Annotated in this window: 20 protein-coding genes and 1 tRNA gene; 6 read left to right on the forward strand and 15 right to left on the reverse strand. The window is 66.4% G+C overall.

Annotated features, from left to right (window positions below; translation table 11 throughout):
- Entirely contained in the window at positions 1-528 is a 528-nt protein-coding gene (locus tag IU459_RS00445; RefSeq protein ID WP_324198682.1) for a peptidylprolyl isomerase, read from the reverse strand.
- A gap of 105 nt (positions 529-633) precedes the next feature.
- Here IU459_RS00445 and IU459_RS00450 point away from each other — a divergent pair, with 105 nt between their 5' ends.
- A complete protein-coding gene (locus IU459_RS00450) occupies positions 634-846 on the forward strand; it encodes a hypothetical protein (protein WP_195127426.1) in 213 nt (70 codons plus the stop codon).
- 15 nt (positions 847-861) lie between these two features.
- Here IU459_RS00450 and IU459_RS00455 read toward each other — a convergent pair whose 3' ends face one another.
- The 5 genes from IU459_RS00455 to IU459_RS38285 form a co-directional block, all read right to left on the reverse strand.
- On the reverse strand, positions 862-1,710 hold the full coding sequence (locus tag IU459_RS00455) for an ABC transporter permease (RefSeq protein WP_195127427.1): 849 nt from the start codon (positions 1,708-1,710) through the stop codon (positions 862-864).
- Positions 1,707-2,726 carry an ATP-binding cassette domain-containing protein gene (locus IU459_RS00460; RefSeq protein WP_195127428.1) on the reverse strand — a complete coding sequence of 340 codons (1,020 nt, stop codon included), beginning with the start codon at positions 2,724-2,726 and terminating at the stop codon, positions 1,707-1,709. The genes IU459_RS00455 and IU459_RS00460 overlap by 4 nt, the downstream gene beginning before the upstream one ends.
- Positions 2,727-3,561: 835 nt before the next feature.
- Positions 3,562-4,491 (reverse strand): acyl-CoA dehydrogenase family protein, encoded by a 930-nt coding sequence (locus IU459_RS00465; protein ID WP_195127429.1) that lies wholly within the window; start codon positions 4,489-4,491, stop codon positions 3,562-3,564.
- A gap of 39 nt (positions 4,492-4,530) precedes the next feature.
- A complete protein-coding gene (locus tag IU459_RS00470; RefSeq protein WP_195127430.1) occupies positions 4,531-5,034 on the reverse strand; it encodes a pyridoxamine 5'-phosphate oxidase family protein in 504 nt (167 codons plus the stop codon).
- Positions 5,031-5,261, reverse strand: coding sequence for an SDR family NAD(P)-dependent oxidoreductase (locus IU459_RS38285; RefSeq protein WP_324198683.1), 231 nt, complete (start codon positions 5,259-5,261; stop codon positions 5,031-5,033). Before IU459_RS38285 ends, IU459_RS00470 begins: the two co-directional genes overlap by 4 nt.
- A gap of 253 nt (positions 5,262-5,514) precedes the next feature.
- Between IU459_RS38285 and IU459_RS00480 the strand changes: the two genes are divergently transcribed.
- From IU459_RS00480 to IU459_RS00490, 3 genes are read left to right on the forward strand one after another with little or no spacing between them, the layout of a single operon-like run.
- Entirely contained in the window at positions 5,515-6,219 is a 705-nt protein-coding gene (locus tag IU459_RS00480) for a YoaK family protein (protein WP_324198684.1), read from the forward strand.
- Positions 6,220-6,263: 44 nt separating this feature from the next.
- Complete coding sequence (locus IU459_RS00485; RefSeq protein ID WP_195127432.1) at positions 6,264-6,560, forward strand: hypothetical protein; 297 nt, start codon at positions 6,264-6,266, stop codon at positions 6,558-6,560.
- Positions 6,503-7,453 (forward strand): hypothetical protein, encoded by a 951-nt coding sequence (locus IU459_RS00490; RefSeq protein WP_195127433.1) that lies wholly within the window; start codon positions 6,503-6,505, stop codon positions 7,451-7,453. Before IU459_RS00485 ends, IU459_RS00490 begins: the two co-directional genes overlap by 58 nt.
- A 73-nt stretch (positions 7,454-7,526) precedes the next feature.
- On the opposite strand, the gene IU459_RS00495 is transcribed toward IU459_RS00490, so the two are convergent.
- The 3 genes from IU459_RS00495 to IU459_RS00505 form a co-directional block, all read right to left on the reverse strand.
- Positions 7,527-8,162, reverse strand: coding sequence for a C40 family peptidase (locus IU459_RS00495; protein ID WP_324198685.1), 636 nt, complete (start codon positions 8,160-8,162; stop codon positions 7,527-7,529).
- A gap of 540 nt (positions 8,163-8,702) precedes the next feature.
- Complete coding sequence (locus IU459_RS00500) at positions 8,703-9,536, reverse strand: hypothetical protein (protein WP_195127434.1); 834 nt, start codon at positions 9,534-9,536, stop codon at positions 8,703-8,705.
- Positions 9,536-10,510: a ParA family protein gene (locus IU459_RS00505; RefSeq protein WP_195127435.1), complete on the reverse strand. Its 975-nt coding sequence runs from the start codon at positions 10,508-10,510 to the stop codon at positions 9,536-9,538. Before IU459_RS00505 ends, IU459_RS00500 begins: the two co-directional genes overlap by 1 nt.
- A 104-nt stretch (positions 10,511-10,614) precedes the next feature.
- Here IU459_RS00505 and IU459_RS00510 point away from each other — a divergent pair, with 104 nt between their 5' ends.
- Positions 10,615-11,142, forward strand: a complete 528-nt coding sequence (locus IU459_RS00510; RefSeq protein WP_228837210.1) for a type VII secretion system-associated protein — start codon at positions 10,615-10,617, stop codon at positions 11,140-11,142.
- A gap of 372 nt (positions 11,143-11,514) precedes the next feature.
- Positions 11,515-12,027: a hypothetical protein gene (locus IU459_RS00515; protein WP_195127437.1), complete on the forward strand. Its 513-nt coding sequence runs from the start codon at positions 11,515-11,517 to the stop codon at positions 12,025-12,027.
- Between the two features lie 187 nt (positions 12,028-12,214).
- Here the strand turns inward: IU459_RS00515 and IU459_RS00520 are convergent.
- The 6 genes from IU459_RS00520 to IU459_RS00545 all read right to left on the reverse strand — a co-directional run bounded on the left by IU459_RS00520 (position 12,215) and on the right by IU459_RS00545 (position 18,349).
- A tRNA-Ala gene (locus IU459_RS00520) sits at positions 12,215-12,290 on the reverse strand.
- A gap of 231 nt (positions 12,291-12,521) precedes the next feature.
- A complete protein-coding gene (gene mhpA / locus IU459_RS00525) occupies positions 12,522-14,024 on the reverse strand; it encodes a bifunctional 3-(3-hydroxy-phenyl)propionate/3-hydroxycinnamic acid hydroxylase MhpA (protein ID WP_195127438.1) in 1,503 nt (500 codons plus the stop codon).
- Complete coding sequence (locus IU459_RS00530; RefSeq protein WP_195127439.1) at positions 14,024-14,377, reverse strand: DoxX family protein; 354 nt, start codon at positions 14,375-14,377, stop codon at positions 14,024-14,026. The genes mhpA and IU459_RS00530 overlap by 1 nt, the downstream gene beginning before the upstream one ends.
- Positions 14,374-16,287, reverse strand: coding sequence for an acyl-CoA synthetase (locus tag IU459_RS00535; RefSeq protein WP_324198686.1), 1,914 nt, complete (start codon positions 16,285-16,287; stop codon positions 14,374-14,376). The genes IU459_RS00530 and IU459_RS00535 overlap by 4 nt, the downstream gene beginning before the upstream one ends.
- On the reverse strand, positions 16,284-17,219 hold the full coding sequence (locus IU459_RS00540) for a fumarylacetoacetate hydrolase family protein (RefSeq protein ID WP_195127440.1): 936 nt from the start codon (positions 17,217-17,219) through the stop codon (positions 16,284-16,286). Before IU459_RS00540 ends, IU459_RS00535 begins: the two co-directional genes overlap by 4 nt.
- Positions 17,216-18,349: a VOC family protein gene (locus IU459_RS00545; RefSeq protein WP_195127441.1), complete on the reverse strand. Its 1,134-nt coding sequence runs from the start codon at positions 18,347-18,349 to the stop codon at positions 17,216-17,218. Before IU459_RS00545 ends, IU459_RS00540 begins: the two co-directional genes overlap by 4 nt.
- Between the last annotated feature and the right edge of the window lies 1 nt (position 18,350).

The raw sequence follows: 18,350 nt of genomic DNA on the forward strand, positions 1-18,350 counted from the left end.
TCAATCGATCGTGATCTTGGTGATGACGACGGGCTCCAGCGGGCGGTCGTCGCGATCGGTCTTGGTGGTCGCGATCGAGTCGACGACCTTGCGCGAATCGGGATCGATGACTTCGCCGAAGATCGTGTGCTTGCGGTTGAGATGCGGTTGCGGGCGGACGGTGATGAAGAACTGTGACCCGTTGGTACCCGGCCCAGCGTTGGCCATCGCCAGCAGGTAGCCGCGGTCGAAGCGCAGTTCCGGGTGGAACTCGTCGCCGAACTCGTAGCCTGGGCCACCACGGCCGGTACCGGTCGGATCGCCACCCTGGAGCATGAAGCCGGCGATCACCCGGTGGAACAGGGCGCCGTCATAGAACGGGCCGGAGCTGCCCCCGCTGGCGTTCGCTGTGGTGTACGGCGCCGAACCGTCCGCGAGACCGACGAAATTGCGGACCGTCTTGGGCGCGTGGTTGCCGAAAAGCGAAATCTTGATATCGCCGCGATTCGTGTGCAGTGTCGCCACGGATGTCTGGTTCGGTGAGGTCACGCCGCCCATCGTGCCACGGTTTCCGACGGCCCCGCCGAATTGGGCCGAGCCCCGCTGTGAGCTGGGGCTCCTGCGCGAATCGCCGGGCTGTGCCAGAGTGGTCCAATGACCTCGGGGCGCCTACATGTCTCTTCGCGTGCACGTAACCGGCTCATCGTCGCAGCTACCATCGCGCTGGCAGGCGGCGTGGCCTATCTGATCCGCACCCGGCGGCCCCAGCAGCCGGAACCCGCGCCCGCGCCGCCGCGGATCGGATACTCCCGCAATGGCTCCGCGCCGACCCTCGTGGCGGGCGCCGGCGCGGAGCAGGATCGCTAGACGCGGACGAACCGGTCAGCGACTGACCGCCTTCTTGTACTGACGCAGGGCCAGCGGCACGAACACCACCATGATCACCACCACCCAGATCAGTGAGGTGAGCACCGGGTGCTGGAGCGACCACGCATCCGGGGTCGGCGCCAGCGGGCTGGTGTTGCCGAACAGGTCGCGGGTCGCCTGGGTGAGCGAGGACACCGGGTTCCACTCCGCGATCACGCGCAGCACGGTGGGCAGTTTGTCGCTGGGCACGAACGTGTTGGCGATGAAGGTGAGCGGGAAGATCACCATGAAACTGGCGTTGTTGAACACCTCCGGTGCCCGCACCAGCAGACCCACCACGGCCATGATCCAGGACACCGCGTAGGCGAACAGCAACAGCAGCACATAGGCCAGCACCGCGTCCAGGAACGAACCGCGGATCCGCCAGCCGACGACCAAGCCGGTCAGCGACATCACCGTCAGGCTCACCACGTTGATCACCACATCACTGATCGTGCGGCCGACCAGCACCGCCGACGACGCCATCGGCAGCGAGCGGAACCGGTCGATGATGCCCTTCTGCATGTCCTCGGCCAGGCCCGCACCGGTGAAGGTCGCGCCGAACACCACGGTCTGCGCGAAGATGCCCGCGATCAGGAACTCGCGATAGCCGCCGGAGAGGCCGGGCACGTCGATCGCCGCGCCGAAGACGTAGGCGAACAGCAGCACGAACATGATCGGCGAGAGCGTGGAGAAGATCAGGACGTCGGGTACCCGCTTGATCTTGATGACGTTGCGCTTGGCGATGGTCACGCTGTCGCTGACCACTATCGACAGTCGCTCGCCCAGCGAGGGCCGTGCCAGGCCAGGGGCCATCGCGGTCATCGATTCGTTCCTTTCGTAGCTTCCACCTTGTCGCCCGCTTCGGGCCTGTCGTTCGCCTGGTCCCCGCCTGCGGGCCTTTCCGCCTCGTGGCCGGTGAGGGTGAGGAAGACGTCGTCGAGCGACGGGCGCCGCAGGCCGACGTCGTGAATCTGCACGCTGTGCTCGGCCAGCCTGCCGACCGCCTCGACCAGCGCCTGCGATCCGTCGGCCACCGGGACGGTGATCCGGCGCAATCCGGGCTCGAGATGGATCTCGCCATCCGCCAAGCTCTTCAGCGCCGCCTCGGCGGTCGCGAGATTCTCCGCGCGATCGACGGTGAGTTCGATGCGGTCGCCGCCGACCAGGGTCTTGAGCTCGTCGGCGGTCCCCTTCGCGATCACCTTGCCGTGGTCGATCACCGCGATGGAATCGGCGAGCCGATCGGCCTCTTCCATGTACTGGGTGGTGAGCAGCAACGTGGTGCCGCCCGCGACCAACTCCTCGATGACATCCCAGAGGTCGAGGCGCGCACGAGGATCGAGCCCGGTAGTCGGCTCGTCGAGGAACAAGACGGGCGGATTCGCGACCAGTGCCCCGGCAAGGTCGAGCCGACGTCGCATACCGCCGGAGTACCCCTTCACGGGTCGGTCCGCGGCGTCGGTGAGCCGGAATCGTTCGAGCAGTTCGCGGGCGCGTTCCTTACTTCGCTGCACGCCCATGTGATAAAGACGTCCCACCATTTCCAAATTCTCGAAGCCGGTGAGATATTCGTCGACCGCGGCGTACTGACCCGACGCGCCGATGCGGGAGCGCAAGGCCTGCGGGTCGCGCAGCACGTCGATTCCCGCGACCGTCGCGCGCCCGGCATCCGGCACCAGCAGGGTGGTGAGCACCCGGACAGTAGTGGTTTTACCCGCACCGTTGGGTCCGAGCAGTGCGGTGACGGTCCCTTCCGGGACCGTCAAGTCGAGTCCGTCGAGGGCCACCAGCTGGCCGTATCGTTTGACCAGACCCTCGGCGACTATTGCGTCGGGCATGATTCTCCTGACGTTGAGTTTTCTCGATATGTTCGGTGCGGCGCCAGGAGTCCGGACGCCGACGATTCGCTGGATCAGGTGACCCGGCCGATACTCGAGTCAGTATTGCGCCGGCCACCGACAAATTCATCCGGTTTGTTTCGGGATGGCAACGGGCGCAGCGCAGCAGCGGCGCGAGAAGGCCGCATTCCGATCCAGGCGTGCTCGGGGGTCCCGGATCGGAATGCGACCGGTTCGATGATCCCGCGCGCCCGTGCGCCGGGGCGCGCGTAGCCGACTACCCGAATGGACGAGGACCCATACTCGGATCGCATACCGCCGAGCGCGGAACGGCGGATCGAGCGGGTGTGCTCAGCCCGGCCTGTCGAGACGTTGGACACGAACACATGTTCGCATCGGGGTATGACACATTTCGGCGGCCGCGAGTGTGCGACACGCGGTGTGCGGGTCCCGCGCGCCGACACGCACGATGCCGCACGGATCCCGCCCTTACGGCGACCGGTCGGCACTTTCCGCGCCGTGGGTGCGGCAGCAGGTCATGGGGCTGCTTCAGCACGGAATAAGCTGCTGGCCAATGCTTTTGGCAAATGAGAGGCCACCGGGCGGATACGGCGCGAAGAGCCGGTCGGTGACCCGCGACGGCCATCGGCCGACGGAAAGGTAAGCCCAACCGAAAAAACTTGGAAAGTGGCCGCCCCCACGCACACACAATCGCGGATCATCGAGTAGCATCATTCACGTCGGCCCCTCCCCCCCGGGCCGACCTTACGCGGGCCTCGGCTAACTCCCCCCCTTCGCCGAGGCCCGCTCCCATTTCCGGGGCCAGGCGATACGCCTATTCCGTCCAGTCGACATCCGGTTGCACGGTGCGCCACGCCGCGGCCAGTCGCTGCCCACGCACCCGCCCCGCCGTCGCCAGCAGCGGCCGGTCCCGCTCCCACCGCTGCCGTGTCACGGGGTCCGCGGACTCCCACAGCGGGTCGAGACCAGTCAGCAGATCACCGAAAAAGGCGAAAACCCCGCCGAGCGCGATGTGCACGCCCGGCGAGGTCGGCGCATCGATACCCAACCCGCGAACAGCCGCTATCGCGGTCAGCAGCCGCTGCAAACTCTCCCGCGGCCAATCCGACGCTCGGGCCACGCGCACCAGCCAGCCCAGCGTGGCGGCCAGCACGTGGATGTCCTCGATCGTGCGAAATGGCTTGAGATAGTCCAGATACCCATCGCCGGGCAAGACCCGCGCGGGCACGTCGGTCAGCAGCACCGAGGCGTGCGGCACCTCCGGCGCGAACGCGAGCGCGGGGTGGTCGGTCAGACGCACGCCGGTCTCGCGCGCGTCGACCATGGTGGCTCGCAGCCGGTTTCGCCCATCCGCAGCCGTGCCGACGCTGGCGATCACCACCAGAAGGTGCGCGAAAGCGCCCATCGTCGCGAACGACTTCGTGCCGTTCACCAACCAGACGTCGTCCCGCTCGGTGAGCGTGGTGCGGATCGCGGAGGGATGACCGCCGCCCTCCTCCGTCGCGCACATCGCGACCAGCTCGTCGTCGGGCAGGTCCGGGATCAGCGTCCGTAGTGCCTCCTGATAGCCCGAGAGGAACGCGAAACCGAGCCGGTCGGCGCCGAAGCCGCCCGCGATCGCGACATCGACCGGCCGATCGAATCGGTTCGCGGCCACACGATGTCGCGTCCACGCGGCGGCGACGTCGTTCAGCGGCGCCGTCACGGCGGGCTCGGTCAGCAGGAAGTCGAACAGGGAATCCACCTCAGCACGGTAACCGAGCGGCGAACCATCCTCGCGGACTCAGCTCGTGGCCTGCCGCGCCGCCGCCGACGCCTGCCAGATCCGGCTGCGCAGATCCCGGCCGCGGATCACTTGGATCCGCCACGGATCCAATCGCAGAATCCGCAGCTGGGGATCCTGCGGCGACCGCCAGAACTGGCCGAGGTCGTAGCCGGCGCCACGCGGACTGGTCCGGCGGTACAGCCGCCACACCCGCTGCCGGATATCGGTGGTGTCGACCCCTTCGGCGGTGGCGTCGACGGCGACGGAGTTGTTGCTGCCCTGTGCCCAGTAAGAGAAGCTCACGTGTGGATTGTTCGCGATGTGAGCCTCCTTGACCGGCGTGCGGTAGGTCGCCAGCCACCCGAGTGGGCGCCCGTCTACGGTTTCCCAGATCGGGATCAGGATCCTCGTGCGCGGCCGGTTCCGCTTGTCCACCGTCACCATCGTCGCGTACACGATTCGCCCGACGTAATCGTCGAATTCGTCCTCGATCTCGGCGAACGACGCCACCTTCTGTGTCATGCCGCCGCCTCCTCCGCAGGCGCAGCGGCGCCGAGGCCCTCCCCCCAACCACCGTCGACCGGAAACTCGACCGGCCGCCCGGCCAGGCGGGCCCGCGCCTGCGCGAGGTTGTCCTCGTTGCGGCCGGTCAGCACCACCTCGACGCCCTCGACGAGCAGAGCCTCGACGATGGCCGGCCCCATGCCGTGCGTCCCACCTGTTACCACGGCCTTCTTTCCTGCGTTCACGATCAGGGTCCTTCGCTGTGTCCAATGGTTACTTTTTGTAACCGACAGCATCTTGCGTCACTGGGATCGACCTGGGAAGACGGCACTTCGAAGTCACTCGGTTACCGCACGGGTACCGACTGCGTGTGAGTTCTGGAGGAAGTCTGGGCAGAGCCGGTGGCGATCCGCTGGCAACCTCGGCGGTGCGTGGGCGAATTCCGTGGACGAGCCTGTATCACTGAGGTATCGCACCGTCCTCGAAGGAGCCGGACCTGTGCCGAAAACGGACGTTAGCCGCCATCAAGCACTGTTCAACGCCGAAGCCAGACTGTCCTGGGTGCTCGCCGCGCTCGCCGGCCTGATCGGTGCGGCGGCGTTCATGCACACGGCTGGCTATTTCGTCACGTTCATGACCTGCAACACCGAACGCGCGGTCCTCGGGTATTTTCACGACGAGCCCGACATGGCGGTGGCGGCCGCCGGTCTGCTCATGTCGTTCCTGTCCGGTGTCGTGGTCGCCTCTTGGTGCCGCAGGCGTTACTGGTCCGGGCACCCCCACGGCCCCACCCTACTCACCACGGTCTGCCTGGCGGTGGCTTCCGTTGTCGACATCCTGGAATACCAGACGATCGCCGAGCGGATCGGCTTGCTGCCGATCATGTTCGTCGCGTTCGGAGTCGGCGCGCTCAATACCTCGTTCGTGCAGAACGAGGAGGTATCCGTGCCGCTGAGTTACGTCACCGGCACGCTGGTCAAACTGGGCCAAGGTATCGAACGCCACCTCAGCGGTGGCGACTACGCCGATTGGCTCGGATACTTCCTGCTCTACGCGAGTTTCGCGCTCGGCGCCCTGATCGGTGGACTGCTGAGCCTGGTCGTCGCGGGCTGGGCCATGCTGATCACAGCGACCGTCGTATGCCTGATCGTCACCGGCTACACCTACCTGCACCTCGACCGGCACGGTCCCCTCACGCGGTAAGCATCCGCGATGCGTCTGTCGGTGTTCGCGGCTACGGTGGCCGCGTGCAGAATTTCGACGACGAAGCCGACGCGTTCGCCGTGCTCGTCATGCGACATCTGTCCGCGCGTGGCGAGACCGACATCGAGTACGAACAGGATGAGTTCGCGATACGCACCGGCGATCTGATTCTCAACCTGCACAATATCTTTCGGGAGACGCGCGAGCTCGATGACGCGGAGCGCGACGCCCGCGTCGCCCGGCACTTCGAAGCACTGCGCGATCTCCAGGATCCGCAGCAGGATTGGCCATCGGTGCGTTCGGCACTACGGCCGCTGTTGCGGCCAACAGCTTCGGCGTAGATGTCCCCGAATTCGAGCTGCGGCCGATCGCGCGGCCCGCGTTCCCGTTCGTGGACGAGCTGGTCGCCATCGACATGCCCCATGCTCGATCGATCGTCACCTACGCGTCGGTACGCGAATGGGGCGTCACGGTCGACGATGTCTTCGCCGCCGCTCGCGAAAACCTCGGCGCCATAGTGGGTTCCACCGGCATCAAGGAACCCGGCATCCTGCGTTTCGTCGACGACGGCGACGGCTACTGCGCATCCTGGCCGCTGATTCCCGGTTGGCTCGCCGGCTCCGGCGCCGGAGCCGAGCCGCCGGTCGCGTTCATGCCCGACATCGACACCCTGATCATCGCCCCCGGCGGGGACGAGCTCGAGCACGTCTTCGAGGCGATCGAGGAGCAGTATCGCGACGCGGTCCGCCCGATCTCGCCGCAGGGATACACCGTGGACCACACCGGCGCGGTGATTCCGCTCGATCGCTCACCCGCATACCGCCATCTGCCCGCGGTGCAGCGCGCCCGATGCGGTCTGGCCGTGACCGAGTACGACGCTCAAGCCCAGATTCTCAACGAGATCGTCGAGCGAGATCTCGAGTTCACTCCCTATGACATCGAGCCCGCCTACGTCGGCTCGGTCATGTACGGCCATGGCGACAACGGTCCCTATACCATCACCGTCTGGGGCGAGGGCGTCGAATACCTTCTGCCGGAAGCCGACTACGTCGCGTTCTGCCGAGACGACGAGAACGGCGATCTGGAGCGTCTTTTCGAGGTCCCATTCGATACCGTCGCGGCCCTTACCGGTCTCACGCCGGTCCCGGACCTGTCACCCCGCCGCTACGAGATCCGCGAGTGGCCCGATGCCGAAACCCTGGCCGAACTGAAGGACGCCGCGGTCTCGCTCTGACTTGCGAAGGGAATCTGAACGTACTTGCCCGGTCGGCTCCGCGCGGTAGGCGAGGGATATACACGGGCGGAGGTCAGAATCGGCGGGCACCCGCCACTGGCATAGAGGAGAGGGGCGAGGTGGTCACCCCGATGCCGTATGTCGACGCGTGGATGACCTTGCCTTCGCCCGCATAGAGAGCGGAGTGGCTTCCGCCGTAGAACGACACCATATCGCCTGGTTGCAGCTCGTCCAGTGGTACCGGTGTTCCGGTGGCGAGTTGCGCCTCGCTGGTGCGGGGAAGGTCGACGCCGGCTTGCTCGTAAGACCACTGCACCAGCCCTGAACAGTCGAAAGAGTCGGGGCCGACCGCGCCGTAGTTGTAGTCCGCGCCGAGTTTGGTCCGCGCGGCCTCGACCGCGATCTCACCGGTGGTTTTCCGCGGCGCCGCCGCGGCGGGCGGGGTCGGCGCCCGCGGCATGATTTCCGGCGTTCCAGCACGGAAAGGCAGCTCGATCGAGGGCAGAACATTGAGCAGCGGAATCTCGATCGGCGGGACAACCGCGAGCACCGGCACCTCGACCGCGGGAACGGATAACGATATCGGAAGCTCGATTATCGGAGCCGGAGTAAAAGGCGCGATCTCGATTTGCGGAACCGCAATGGAAGTTGGGAACTCCATTTCGGAGATGTCGGCCAAGATCGGGCTTTCTTCCGTTACCTCGGCCATTATCGGGGCTTCTGTGACCGGAAGAATGGCGTGGTTCCGGAGCGGTACCTCGAGTGCGCCGGGAAACGAAATCTCGTCTGAGACTTCGAATGCCCCCACACCGGGAACAGTGACCGGCTGGGCCGCTGCGGGTCCGGCTTCGATCACCATGCCCATGAGTGCGGCAGCACCTGCGGCGAGTGCCCAAAAAACGGCACGTCGCAGGTAGGGGGTATATCGGACGTCGGTCGATGATGCCATGATGCGGTCCTCCGATGCTCATATCGTCGGCCGGTGGCGGGCCGTACGACGCCGCAGCTCGTGGCGCGTGGGACCCAACCAAAGACCTCGAATTGATTCGAAAACCATCACGGTGCTTCGTCAGTCCAGCGGATCCGATCCGAGAATTCACTTTTCGCCATAGCGCACACAACGCAAAGTCCAACACGCCCGAATTCGATAACAAAGCAATAACTCCCGCAAGCGGCATTCGCGGCCTGCGACGCAGAAGTGCCCCGCAGGGAATGCATCCGGCTGCGGGGCACTGGCGGCGATCGGACCTCAGGCGGTGATCTGTTCCTCGATCTGTTCGGCGATCGTGCGGAGTTTCGCCGCGAATTCGCGCGCCGCGGCCGGATCATGGCTCGATCCTTTGACGACTCGCCGGGTCAGTGCGGCGAGCCGAGATTCCATCGCGCTGAACACGCTTGCCGCCCGGTCGTTCGAGTCGCCGCGCAGTTCACCGCGCAACCACGCCTGCAGCCGCTCGACCACCACGTGCTCGTCATAGCGCTCGGGCAGCAGCGCCACGGCTTGGCGGAGTTTTCCCGCGGTGACCTTCACATCCGCGTCAGCGGCCACGGTGGCGTACACGGTGACCGCCGCGTCTTCACCGTGTTCGGCGACTACCGGCAGCAGTTCACGGACCTGGCCCTCGTTGATGGCAGGTGCGATCGGATGCAGCCTGGCGGCTAGGGGCCACGCGCGAATTAGCTTGTGCGCGTAAGAACGCTGCATGTCCCACCGCTGTTCGACATACTCGTCGAAAGTCTCGTGACTGTCGCGGTACAGCCGTCCGTCACGCACGATCTGCAGAGCTCGTCCAGCGGCCCAGAAGGCCATGCGAAGCGTATCGATCGACGACTCGCACGCCGTCAACTGCGCCCGCTCCCGATCACTGAGCGGCCCGTCGCCCGCGGCGGGCACCGGCATGGTCAGGACATTAGAAGCCGCGCCATGCGTCGAGGATGGCGCCGAAACCTCCGCACCCGCACCGGCGGCATCCGGTCGATGCCATTCCGCATCGCGCAGCGGCGAGACCGGAGGGGTGTGCTCGGCAGCGTCGGCCAGTGGATTGCCGCCGCCGATCGATCCCTTTCTCCGCTGGGGAGGCATCAGGCAGGCACCTCCATCATCAGCCGGTAGGAGTTCACCAGCTCGTCACCGACCTGCCGATATTCGCCCAAGTCTTCGATCGGGTTCTCGGCGCCCTCGCCGACCTCGCCATCGGCCGCCTCCCGATACCATTTCCAGGCACTCAAATAGGATTCGAATACGTCGTAGCCGGCGTTCTCCAGATTCCGCCGCTGGGCTCGGTATTCGGTCGAGACGTTCACGCCGTTTTTCATGATCACCGGTACTTTGGTCATCAGGATCCGCACTCGGATTTCCCGGCTGCTCCCGGCGGCTGCCTCCTCGGCCGCCTTGAATGTACTCGGCACTCGTTTGACTTCGGACGGGCTCACACTTGTCACCAGCAAGAGCTCGTCGCTCCGCGGGATGGCGGCCTTGAAGATATCGGCCGACTCACCGCCGGCATCCACGATGATTACGTCGAAATCGGCGGCCTTGTCGCTGATGCAATCGTCGACGTGCCGGGAGGGGAACGCAACCAGTTCGAACGGCACCTCGATTCCCCCTTTGACCAGCCGCCGGTGCCAGGAGTACCCGGTCTGACTGAGCGGGTCGGCGTCGATGACCAGCACCCGCGATCGGTGCACCGAAGCGAAGTAACTCGCCAAGAAGAACGCCGAGGTCGTCTTGCCGACGCCGCCCTTGAGATTCCCCAGCGTGATGACCAGAGGTTCGGGCAATTCGAGTGGCGCAACAGAATTCGTCATGGACGGTCCTCCGAGGGTGAGGAGTGCATTACTGTGCGGGGCAAGTCTGGCACAGCGCCACTGAATTTCGGCTGATTGCGGCGGCCTGTTGTCGCCGCCGTCTCGGCACCGCTGTTGTGTCCAATTGGACACAGAGCGCCTGGTGGCCGCTATCCCTGCGGCGCGTGTTAGCGGGATTACCCACCACAGAGCGGAGGGTCGGCCACAGACAACCAGCGGCCCCTCGTTCACCGCACGGCGAATTCCCATTGCTGGGGATACCTTCGGCGTGCGCGGACGAACCCGGACCGATGATTACCGCCGAGGCTTTCGCGGTTCAGGATGAGGGACCTGTCGAGAAGGGCAGTTGTGTGATGGAGCCGCTACCGGTGACTCTCCGGCGAGATGACTGGGTCGTATTACTCGGTACCGAATGGGAGTCGGCCACACCCCGGTCGGAGCCGCCATTGGACATTATCGTCGGTGGCTGGATGGTGGACGAGGAGGGCAAAGCAGGTCCATTCCAGCCGAATCCGAGCTATATACCCGCTGACGAGGCGACACCGACCGATCCTGTCGATACGCTGCTGCGCCGGATCGCAGCGGGCGAGCCCGTCGGCAACCAACTCGTCGCACTTATCCGCAACTCGGTGGTCGAGATCGGGTGCGATGAACAGGACCAGCCCGTGGTGGACACCGCACCGGACGGTGTGCCCTGCGTTCTCGTCGCCACGGCCGAAGTTCAGAAGCTGGACGTGATAGCCGACCGCTGGTGGCCGGTGCTCGGCAGCGACCTTCCCGCGGTCGTCCCACCCGGTATCGACATCCTTCTCAACGCCAACGGTGCAGCCCCGTTCCGCCTCGCGGCGGACATATTGCGGAACGAGTACCGAGATCTCTGAGACATCACCGTGTTACGCGCAATCGCTCAAATGGTTGGGCGCCTGGACGCGGCCGTTGCAAACGCGGCACGAACGGTCGGAGGTCGCTTCACAGCCACCGGTAATCACCTCCGCGAAACAGCCATACGCCTCGAGCACGCCGATTCGGAAGGTGCGCTCCCGTTCGGGCGGCTGGACACACAACCTGCGGCGCGCAAGATGGTCGGGTCGGATCGGTCGGGCAGGTTTGTGCGATTTCAGGCCGACGATGTCGTGAGCGTTCCCCTGAGAGACGCGCAGGGGAACGTCATCGGGGTGTCATTCCCGTCGAGAAGGGGCGACATCGGAAGTAAGAAGCGATGGGCACGTGCGGCCTTCAGGTCGAGCGACCACGTGTACTACCCGTTCTGGAAGAATCCAGCGGCGAAGCAGCCCCAGTGGGTATTCGGCCGCCGCCGCGAGGCACCGTGGTCGTCTGAAGATCCGGTCTACGCGCACGCACACGCCGACAACCGCACGTTCCATATCAAGATCAAGACAGGGCGTTGGAGGTCGAAAGCCGTGCAGATCGACGGACCGACATATGCCGAATTGCTGGCCGGGAACAAGCATTTGGCCCAAGCGCTCGATGCCAAGCCAGGCCCGCTGGTTCTGCTCTCCTGCAGCCCGGCCCGGCCCGGCGGTTCCGCGGCCGCCTCCATGGCCGATCATCTCCATACCCGGACCGACATCGACCGGGACGTCTACGCCGCGAAGGGCGATGTGATGACACAGACGTGGCAGTCTCGCGAGAACGTCTCCAGTGTTGGTGTCGAGGTTGATGCGGCAACCGGCGATGCAGCGGACTCACTATGGGAGGTCTACCGGGCCCCTCGGGGCACTCCGGCAGAACCGAACGACCACTAGCTGTTGGCCTCCAGCCAGCCACCACAACTTGTGCGAGTACCACCGGATGGTTCCAGGAGACGCGGCACCGGGACTGGCCCCGTATGGGGTCCGGGAGCGAAGGTCTCCGGGCCGGGCGTGGGCGTTGCGCCCTCACAGAACACGCGGGACCAAAAAGGCGAGCCTCTCCGCGAGCACTCGCCTCCATTGGTGGAGCCTAGGGGAATCGAACCCCTAACCCCTGCCTTGCAAAGGCAGTGCTCTGCCAATTGAGCTAAGGCCCCGAATCAGCGGGTGGTGACCTCGTGCCACGTGTCCGCGTCGCCGCGCTGGCGCAGCTTGGAGATGCCGAAAAGGATCAGAATCACGGCACCGGCGGTGAGAAGGATTTTCATGGCCCCAGCCTACTGTGCTGGCCAGAAGTCAGCCTAGAAGAGATCGGGCTCCTTGACCACGCTGGTCAGCACCTACACCCCCGCCCGGGCCGAGACTCTCAATAGTGATTGTTTCATCAGTTACGGGGCATAGGCAGTGTATAGGCGTGTCAAGTCTCGGGCTGCGCACTGCACGGTCCCGTCCGGGCGGACCAGCGCGGCTCGGGCGCCTCCCCGGCGCAACCAGCGGCGCAGTTCGGTTCCGGGACCGGCAGTCACCACCACCCAGCCACGTGCCCGGATCTCGCCGTATTGCGCCGGTCCCGGCTGCACCGTGGTGACGATCGCGTACCGTCCCGCGGCGACATCGTCGTAGCGGCGGCCTTCGTCGAGAACCGCGTTGGGCACCAGGCTGCCCGCTCGACCGCCGAGCAAACGCGGCCGCACCACGAGCTCGGACCGCCGCAGCGGCGGCGTCACCCCATCGGTGACCAATGCGTGGAAACCGGGCACTCGGTGCAGATGTGGCGTGATGAGACGGCGGAGGAGGTTACCGAGTTCGCCGCCGTCGGTCATGGCCACGCCGGTGGCCTTCGCGAGTCGAATCATGGTGCGGGCATGGGGTTTGCGTTCTGCCTCGTAGGTGGCGAGTACCCGCGCGGGCAGGTCTCCGGCGAGGACTGCGGCGAGTTTCCAGGTGAGGTTGGCCGCGTCGCGCAGTCCGGCGCCCATGCCCTGGCCGATGAACGGCGGTGTGAGGTGGGCGGCATCGCCGAGCAAGAAGATCCGGCCGGCGCGCCAGCGGTCGGCGAGCTGTGCGCGGAAGGTGTAGTCGGCGAGCCGGACCAGTTCGAGTTCCTCGATCGGAACCGTGCCGGTCCACGGGCGGATCAGTCCGTGCAGTCGCTCGATGTCACGGTAGTCGTCCGCGGTTTCGCCCGGCCCGAGCCGGAATTCCCATCGGTGCCGCGTCTTTCCGATGCGCATGTACGTGGCAGCGCGAGCCGGATCGCAGACCTGATGTACGCCTTCCCATTGCCCTAGTTCGACGGTGGTGGCCACGTCGACGACCAGCCAGCGCTGCTCGAAGTTCAGGTCCTGCATGCTGGCGCCGATCGAGGTTCGGACCAGGCTGTTGGCGCCGTCGCAGCCGAGGACGTACCGCGCCCGGACCGATTCCGCCGCATCGGTCGTCCGGTCCGTGAAGTCGACGCGCACGCCGTCCGTTTCCGGCACGACCGCGGTGACCTCGACGTCGCCGCGGACGGTGACGTCGGCGTGCCGTTTCACGGCGGCCCGCAGGATCTCCTCCAGCTCCGGCTGGTCGAACATGTTCGCGTCCGGGTAGCCGTTGCGGCCGCCCGTCGGATTCCGGTGGAATTCGGCCAGCACCCGCAGTTTCCGGTCGACCAGGCGCAGCCCGAGGGCCGGCCGGGAGATGGCGTCGAATTCGTCGCCGACGCCCAGCCGGTCCAGAATCCGGCGGATCTCACCGTCCAAGTGGACCGCGCGCGGCTGCGGGTAGACCCCCTCCCACCGCTCCAATACCAAGCATTCGACACCGTATCGGGCGAGCAACGTGGCCGCGGTGAGGCCGGTCGGTCCCGCGCCGACGATCACCACAGGTACATGCGCGGAAGGCATTACAAGGCTCCCAACACAGTCACGATGTAGCTGACGGCCATCAGTCCGGTGCCGACGGCAGGAGCGAACTCTCGCACGCCGTCTCCGGTACGCCGATGAACGACGACAGCCCCGGCCATCAGCAGCACCAGACCGGCTCCCGCCGCCGCGCCCACCGGCCACCAGACGATGCCGCCCAGTAGACCCAGCGCGGCGGCCAGCTCGAGCGCGCCGATCCCCCGGTACGCCGAGACGGAGAACCCGGCATGCGCGGCGCGCTCTCGCATCGGCCCGACGGCCAACACCTTCGACACCCCGAGCAACAGGAAGAAGACCGCCAGCAGGAGGGCCAGCACGATCGACGCGACATTCATCGGCGCGCCCCGATTCGCCACTCGATCGAGTACCGGGCGAGGACGGCCGCTACGACGGCCTCGGCACCGGTGTCGTCGAGTTCGACGGTCGCGACGATCACGCCGTCCTCGACGGCCGCGGCGATGCTGTGCACTCCGATGATCTCGGCGAGGGCATCGAGAAGTTCGCGGCGGGTGGCGTCGGCGCGGAGCCCGAGTTTGTCGGGTTTGCCGACGTCGGTGACCGGTAGCGCGTCGAGGATCGTGACCGTCTTCGGCGCGGCAGCCCGTTCGGGTACGTGTTGGCCGGCCCAGTCGACCAGACCGGTTTCGGTGACGTCGGCGCCGGGTGCCAGGGTGACGTAGGCGACGGGCACTTCACCGGCGTGCAGGTCGGGGCGGCCAACCGCACCTGCCGCGGTGACCTGGGGGTGGGCGAGCAGGGCGTCTTCGATGGTCGCGGGGTCGATGTTGTGCCCGCCGCGAATGATGAGGTCCTTGGCGCGGCCGTGCAGATGGACAAAGCCGTCGGAGTCGATGTGGGCGAGGTCGCCGGTGTCGAGCCAGCCGCCGACGAGTTTGCCCATACCGTCGAGCACATGCCGCTGCTGGCCGCGCCCGGTCACATAGCCCGCGAAGACGGTCGGGCCGCTGATGGCCAGCACCCCGGTCGCGCCGGCGGGTAGGTCGGTCCAGGTGCCGTCCTCGTCGATGCGCACCGTCTTGAGCTGCTGGTATGGCATACGCTGCCCGACCGATCCCGGTCTCGGCAGGTCGGGGAAGCTACGCGCGCTGGCGCAGGTCGCTTCGGTGAGTCCGTAGCCCTCGACCAGGGTGATTCCGGTGTGCGTCTGGAAGTTGCCCCGCACCGCGGCGGGCAGCGGCGACGCGCCCACCATGGCGTACCGGAGGCTGGAGATGTCGGCGGTGACCGGGCACTGCGCCAGCACGGCGTACACCGTTGGCACCGCGCTCATCGCGGCGATCCGGTAGTGGGCGACGATGTTCCAGAACTCGCCGTAGATCGCGAAGTCCCGATAGCCGAGCGGCCCGGCCCAGACCACGGATTGGCCTTTGAACAACGGCGCGAGCAGTGTGACGACCAGCGCGTTGACGTGGAACAGCGGCAGGGCCGCGAACACCACGGCATCGTCGTCGAGCAGGGAATTCGCCGCGATCATCCACGCATTGGCGACCTCGTTGGCATGGGTGTGCGCGGCCAGCTTCGGCACACCGGTGGTGCCCCCGGTGTGGAACAGCGCGGCGAGATCGGACGGGAGCGGCAGCCGCCCGGCGAAGGCGTCCGGATCGTTGGCTGCGGCCAGTTCGTCGAGGTAGCCGACGCGCACTCCGTCCAGCGGCTCCAGTGGCTGAGGTTCACCCGCCGTGGTCGGGCGCAGTGCCAGCACCGCGTCCAACAGGCCGTCGGCGGCCAGCGCACGCGCGGAATCCCACACGGGCGCAGCCAATTCCGGCCCAGCCGTGATGAGGACGCGCGCTCCGGTGCGTTGCAGCAGTTCGGCGATGTGCCGCGGGGACAGGCCGCCGTTGATCGGGGCGGCGATTCCGGCCAGCTGGGCGGCGAGGGTCGCCGCGATCAGCTCGGCGCAGTTCGGTGCGATCAGCGCTACCGCGTCACCGCGTCGGACACCGAGCTCGTGCAGCAGGTTCGCGTACCGGTGTACCTGTGACAGCAGTTGAATGAAACCGAGCCGCAATGGTTCTCGCCACCGCGCCGCGTCCGGCAAGACCGTGACGGCGGTCCGCTCCGGCCACGACCGAGCTGCCCGCACCAGCAGGGCATAGGTCGACTCGGGCAGACCACGCCGCGCCAGCGGCGTCGATTCGATCTCGGCCAGATCGCTCGGCTGCGCGTAGCGTGGCCACAGCAGCTCCTCGGACGGGGTGCTGATGGTCAGGTTGTCGGTCACCGGTACCTCACCGTGGTGCGCTGGCGGCCCAAATCGATGGCGCCGTCATCGGTGGCGATCGTGGCCTCGACGACGTCGCCGTCGTGCAGATACTTCGGGTTCTTGGCCTGACCTTTGAAGAAGAGGTTCCACTTCACCGTCGCCGGGAGCAGATTCGCGATGAACTGGACCGGTTTCGGCGGAGCGCTCAACGCGGTGCCGATCGGGGTACCGGTGAGCAGCAGGTCACCGGCGTCCATGCGCTGGAACCGCGTCAACGCCTGCAGCGTCTGCAGCGGCCGGTAGATCATGTCCGCGACCGTCATGTCTTGGCGCACTTCGCCGTTGACCCACAATCGCAGCCGCAGATCGGTGAACCGCTTCAGCTCATCGGGCTGCAACAGCACCAGCGCGGGCCCGACCGGGGTGAACGTCGGATATGACTTCGCCTCGTAGAACTGCGTTTTCGGCAACTGCACATCACGAGCGGAGACGTCGTTCGTGACGACGAGACCGGCGATGTAGTCGGCGAGGTTGTCCGGGGTGACTTCCGATCCGACCGGCATCTCCCGGCCGAACACCAGGCCGATCTCCACCTCGTAATCCAGCAACCGCACGTGGGCGGGCCGGATGACATCGGTGTGCGGACCGCTGATCGACCCCGACGCCTTCCGGAAGAACGTCAGCGGAATCGTCTCCGGGTCCATGCCCGAATCCTTGACGTGCGAGGCGAAATTCGTCATTTGCGCGACCACCCGGCACGGCGCGGTCACGGGAGAGACCAGCGAGAGCCCCTCGACCGGCACGGCCTCGCCGCTCGCGGCGGCCGCGAGGACCGCCTCGCGATCGGCGAGCAGCTGAGCTGTCGTGGTCGCGGCGGTGTCGACTTTCGCGGCGCCCGCGGGTGTGGCCACCCACCAGGCATCGCTGGTTCGAAGAACGGAAATGCTCATGAATTGGCTACTTTCAACAGGCCGCGTAGGCGACGGAGATCGAATTCGTTGTCTTCGCGCAGCGCGTCGACCATCGCGCGCAGCTCGTGAAGCGATTCCCGGCCGGGCTTCAGGCCGAGGAAGTCTTTGCTGGCCGGCGGCCCCCACTGGGCCAGTCCGGAAGCGGTGAACGGCGCCCACCCGGGTTCCAGCGTGCTGTCGAACATGTCGCCGTCGCTGAAATGCTCGACCAGGAACCCATCCGGGTCGCGCCAGTAGTCGAAGATCTGGCTGCCCTGGATGTGCCTGCCGATCCCCCAAGACCGGTAATAACCGTGGTCGCGCAGGTACTCGCCGCCCGCGGCCAGCGCGTCGAGATCGGCGACTTGATAGGCCGAGTGCACATACCGGTTGGCCGGTCCGAGTACCAACGCCAATGTGTGGTGATCGGCGGGTGTCCGGCCGCGGTCACAGCGGATGAAGCTCATCACCGGCCCGCGCACACGCTGCCCCGGGTAGTAGAGAAAGTCGCTGACGATCAGGCCCAAATGCCGCAGATACCAGTCGAGCGTCTCCCGGTACTTGGTGGTCTGCACCACCACATGCCCCAGACGCTGGACCAGTGCCGGTTCGCGTGGCGGGCGCTGCGTGCGGTTTATCCGGGCAACCCCGTGCCCGACGTTGAGTGTGTGCGGCGCCTGTGCGGGCAAGGCGGTCAACGTGTGCATATCCGCGACGACCCGCACCCGCAACCCGCTCGGGTCAGTCAGCTCGACGGTCGATCCGCCCAGGCTGTCGGGCAGGTTCACCACCTTGGTTCCCCCGGCTTCCGCCAAGCGGAGCAGATCGGCGGTGTCCGCCGCCCGAAAGGCCGGGCCGATGAATCTCGAGCGCGGTCCGCGCCGGATCAACACGCATGGCGCGTCGGCGTCGGTTCCCCGCAGGTGCAGTTCATTCGACGTGCGCAGCGACGTCGCGAAGCCGAAAGCGTGTGCGAAGGCCGCCGCGCGCTCGAGGTCCGGTTTCTCGAACTCCAGCCACGCCAGGTCGTGCACCTTCACGATCGGGTCGCGCGCTCGCCCTGGATGTTCGCCCGCCAAGGCGCTGTGCTCACTGTGCAGGCCGGTGTGCGGGTCGTGATGGTCGATCATC

This window comes from Nocardia amamiensis, assembly GCF_015477605.1.
GTDB classification, from domain to species: Bacteria; Actinomycetota; Actinomycetes; order Mycobacteriales; family Mycobacteriaceae; genus Nocardia; species Nocardia amamiensis_A.

Coding starts and splice junctions, on each gene's coding strand:
- IU459_RS00450 (WP_195127426.1), top strand. CDS start 634: ATGACCTCGGGGCGCCTACATGTCTCTTCGCGTGCACGTAACCGGCTC.
- IU459_RS00455 (WP_195127427.1), bottom strand. CDS start 1,710: ATGACCGCGATGGCCCCTGGCCTGGCACGGCCCTCGCTGGGCGAGCGA.
- IU459_RS00460 (WP_195127428.1), bottom strand. CDS start 2,726: ATGCCCGACGCAATAGTCGCCGAGGGTCTGGTCAAACGATACGGCCAG.
- IU459_RS00470 (WP_195127430.1), bottom strand. CDS start 5,034: ATGACACAGAAGGTGGCGTCGTTCGCCGAGATCGAGGACGAATTCGAC.
- IU459_RS00495 (WP_324198685.1), bottom strand. CDS start 8,162: ATGGCCGAGGTAACGGAAGAAAGCCCGATCTTGGCCGACATCTCCGAA.
- IU459_RS00500 (WP_195127434.1), bottom strand. CDS start 9,536: ATGCCTCCCCAGCGGAGAAAGGGATCGATCGGCGGCGGCAATCCACTG.
- IU459_RS00505 (WP_195127435.1), bottom strand. CDS start 10,510: ATGGGAATTCGCCGTGCGGTGAACGAGGGGCCGCTGGTTGTCTGTGGC.
- IU459_RS00510 (WP_228837210.1), top strand. CDS start 10,615: ATGGAGCCGCTACCGGTGACTCTCCGGCGAGATGACTGGGTCGTATTA.
- mhpA (WP_195127438.1), bottom strand. CDS start 14,024: ATGCCTTCCGCGCATGTACCTGTGGTGATCGTCGGCGCGGGACCGACC.
- IU459_RS00530 (WP_195127439.1), bottom strand. CDS start 14,377: ATGAATGTCGCGTCGATCGTGCTGGCCCTCCTGCTGGCGGTCTTCTTC.
- IU459_RS00540 (WP_195127440.1), bottom strand. CDS start 17,219: ATGAGCATTTCCGTTCTTCGAACCAGCGATGCCTGGTGGGTGGCCACA.
- IU459_RS00545 (WP_195127441.1), bottom strand. CDS start 18,349: ATGATCGACCATCACGACCCGCACACCGGCCTGCACAGTGAGCACAGC.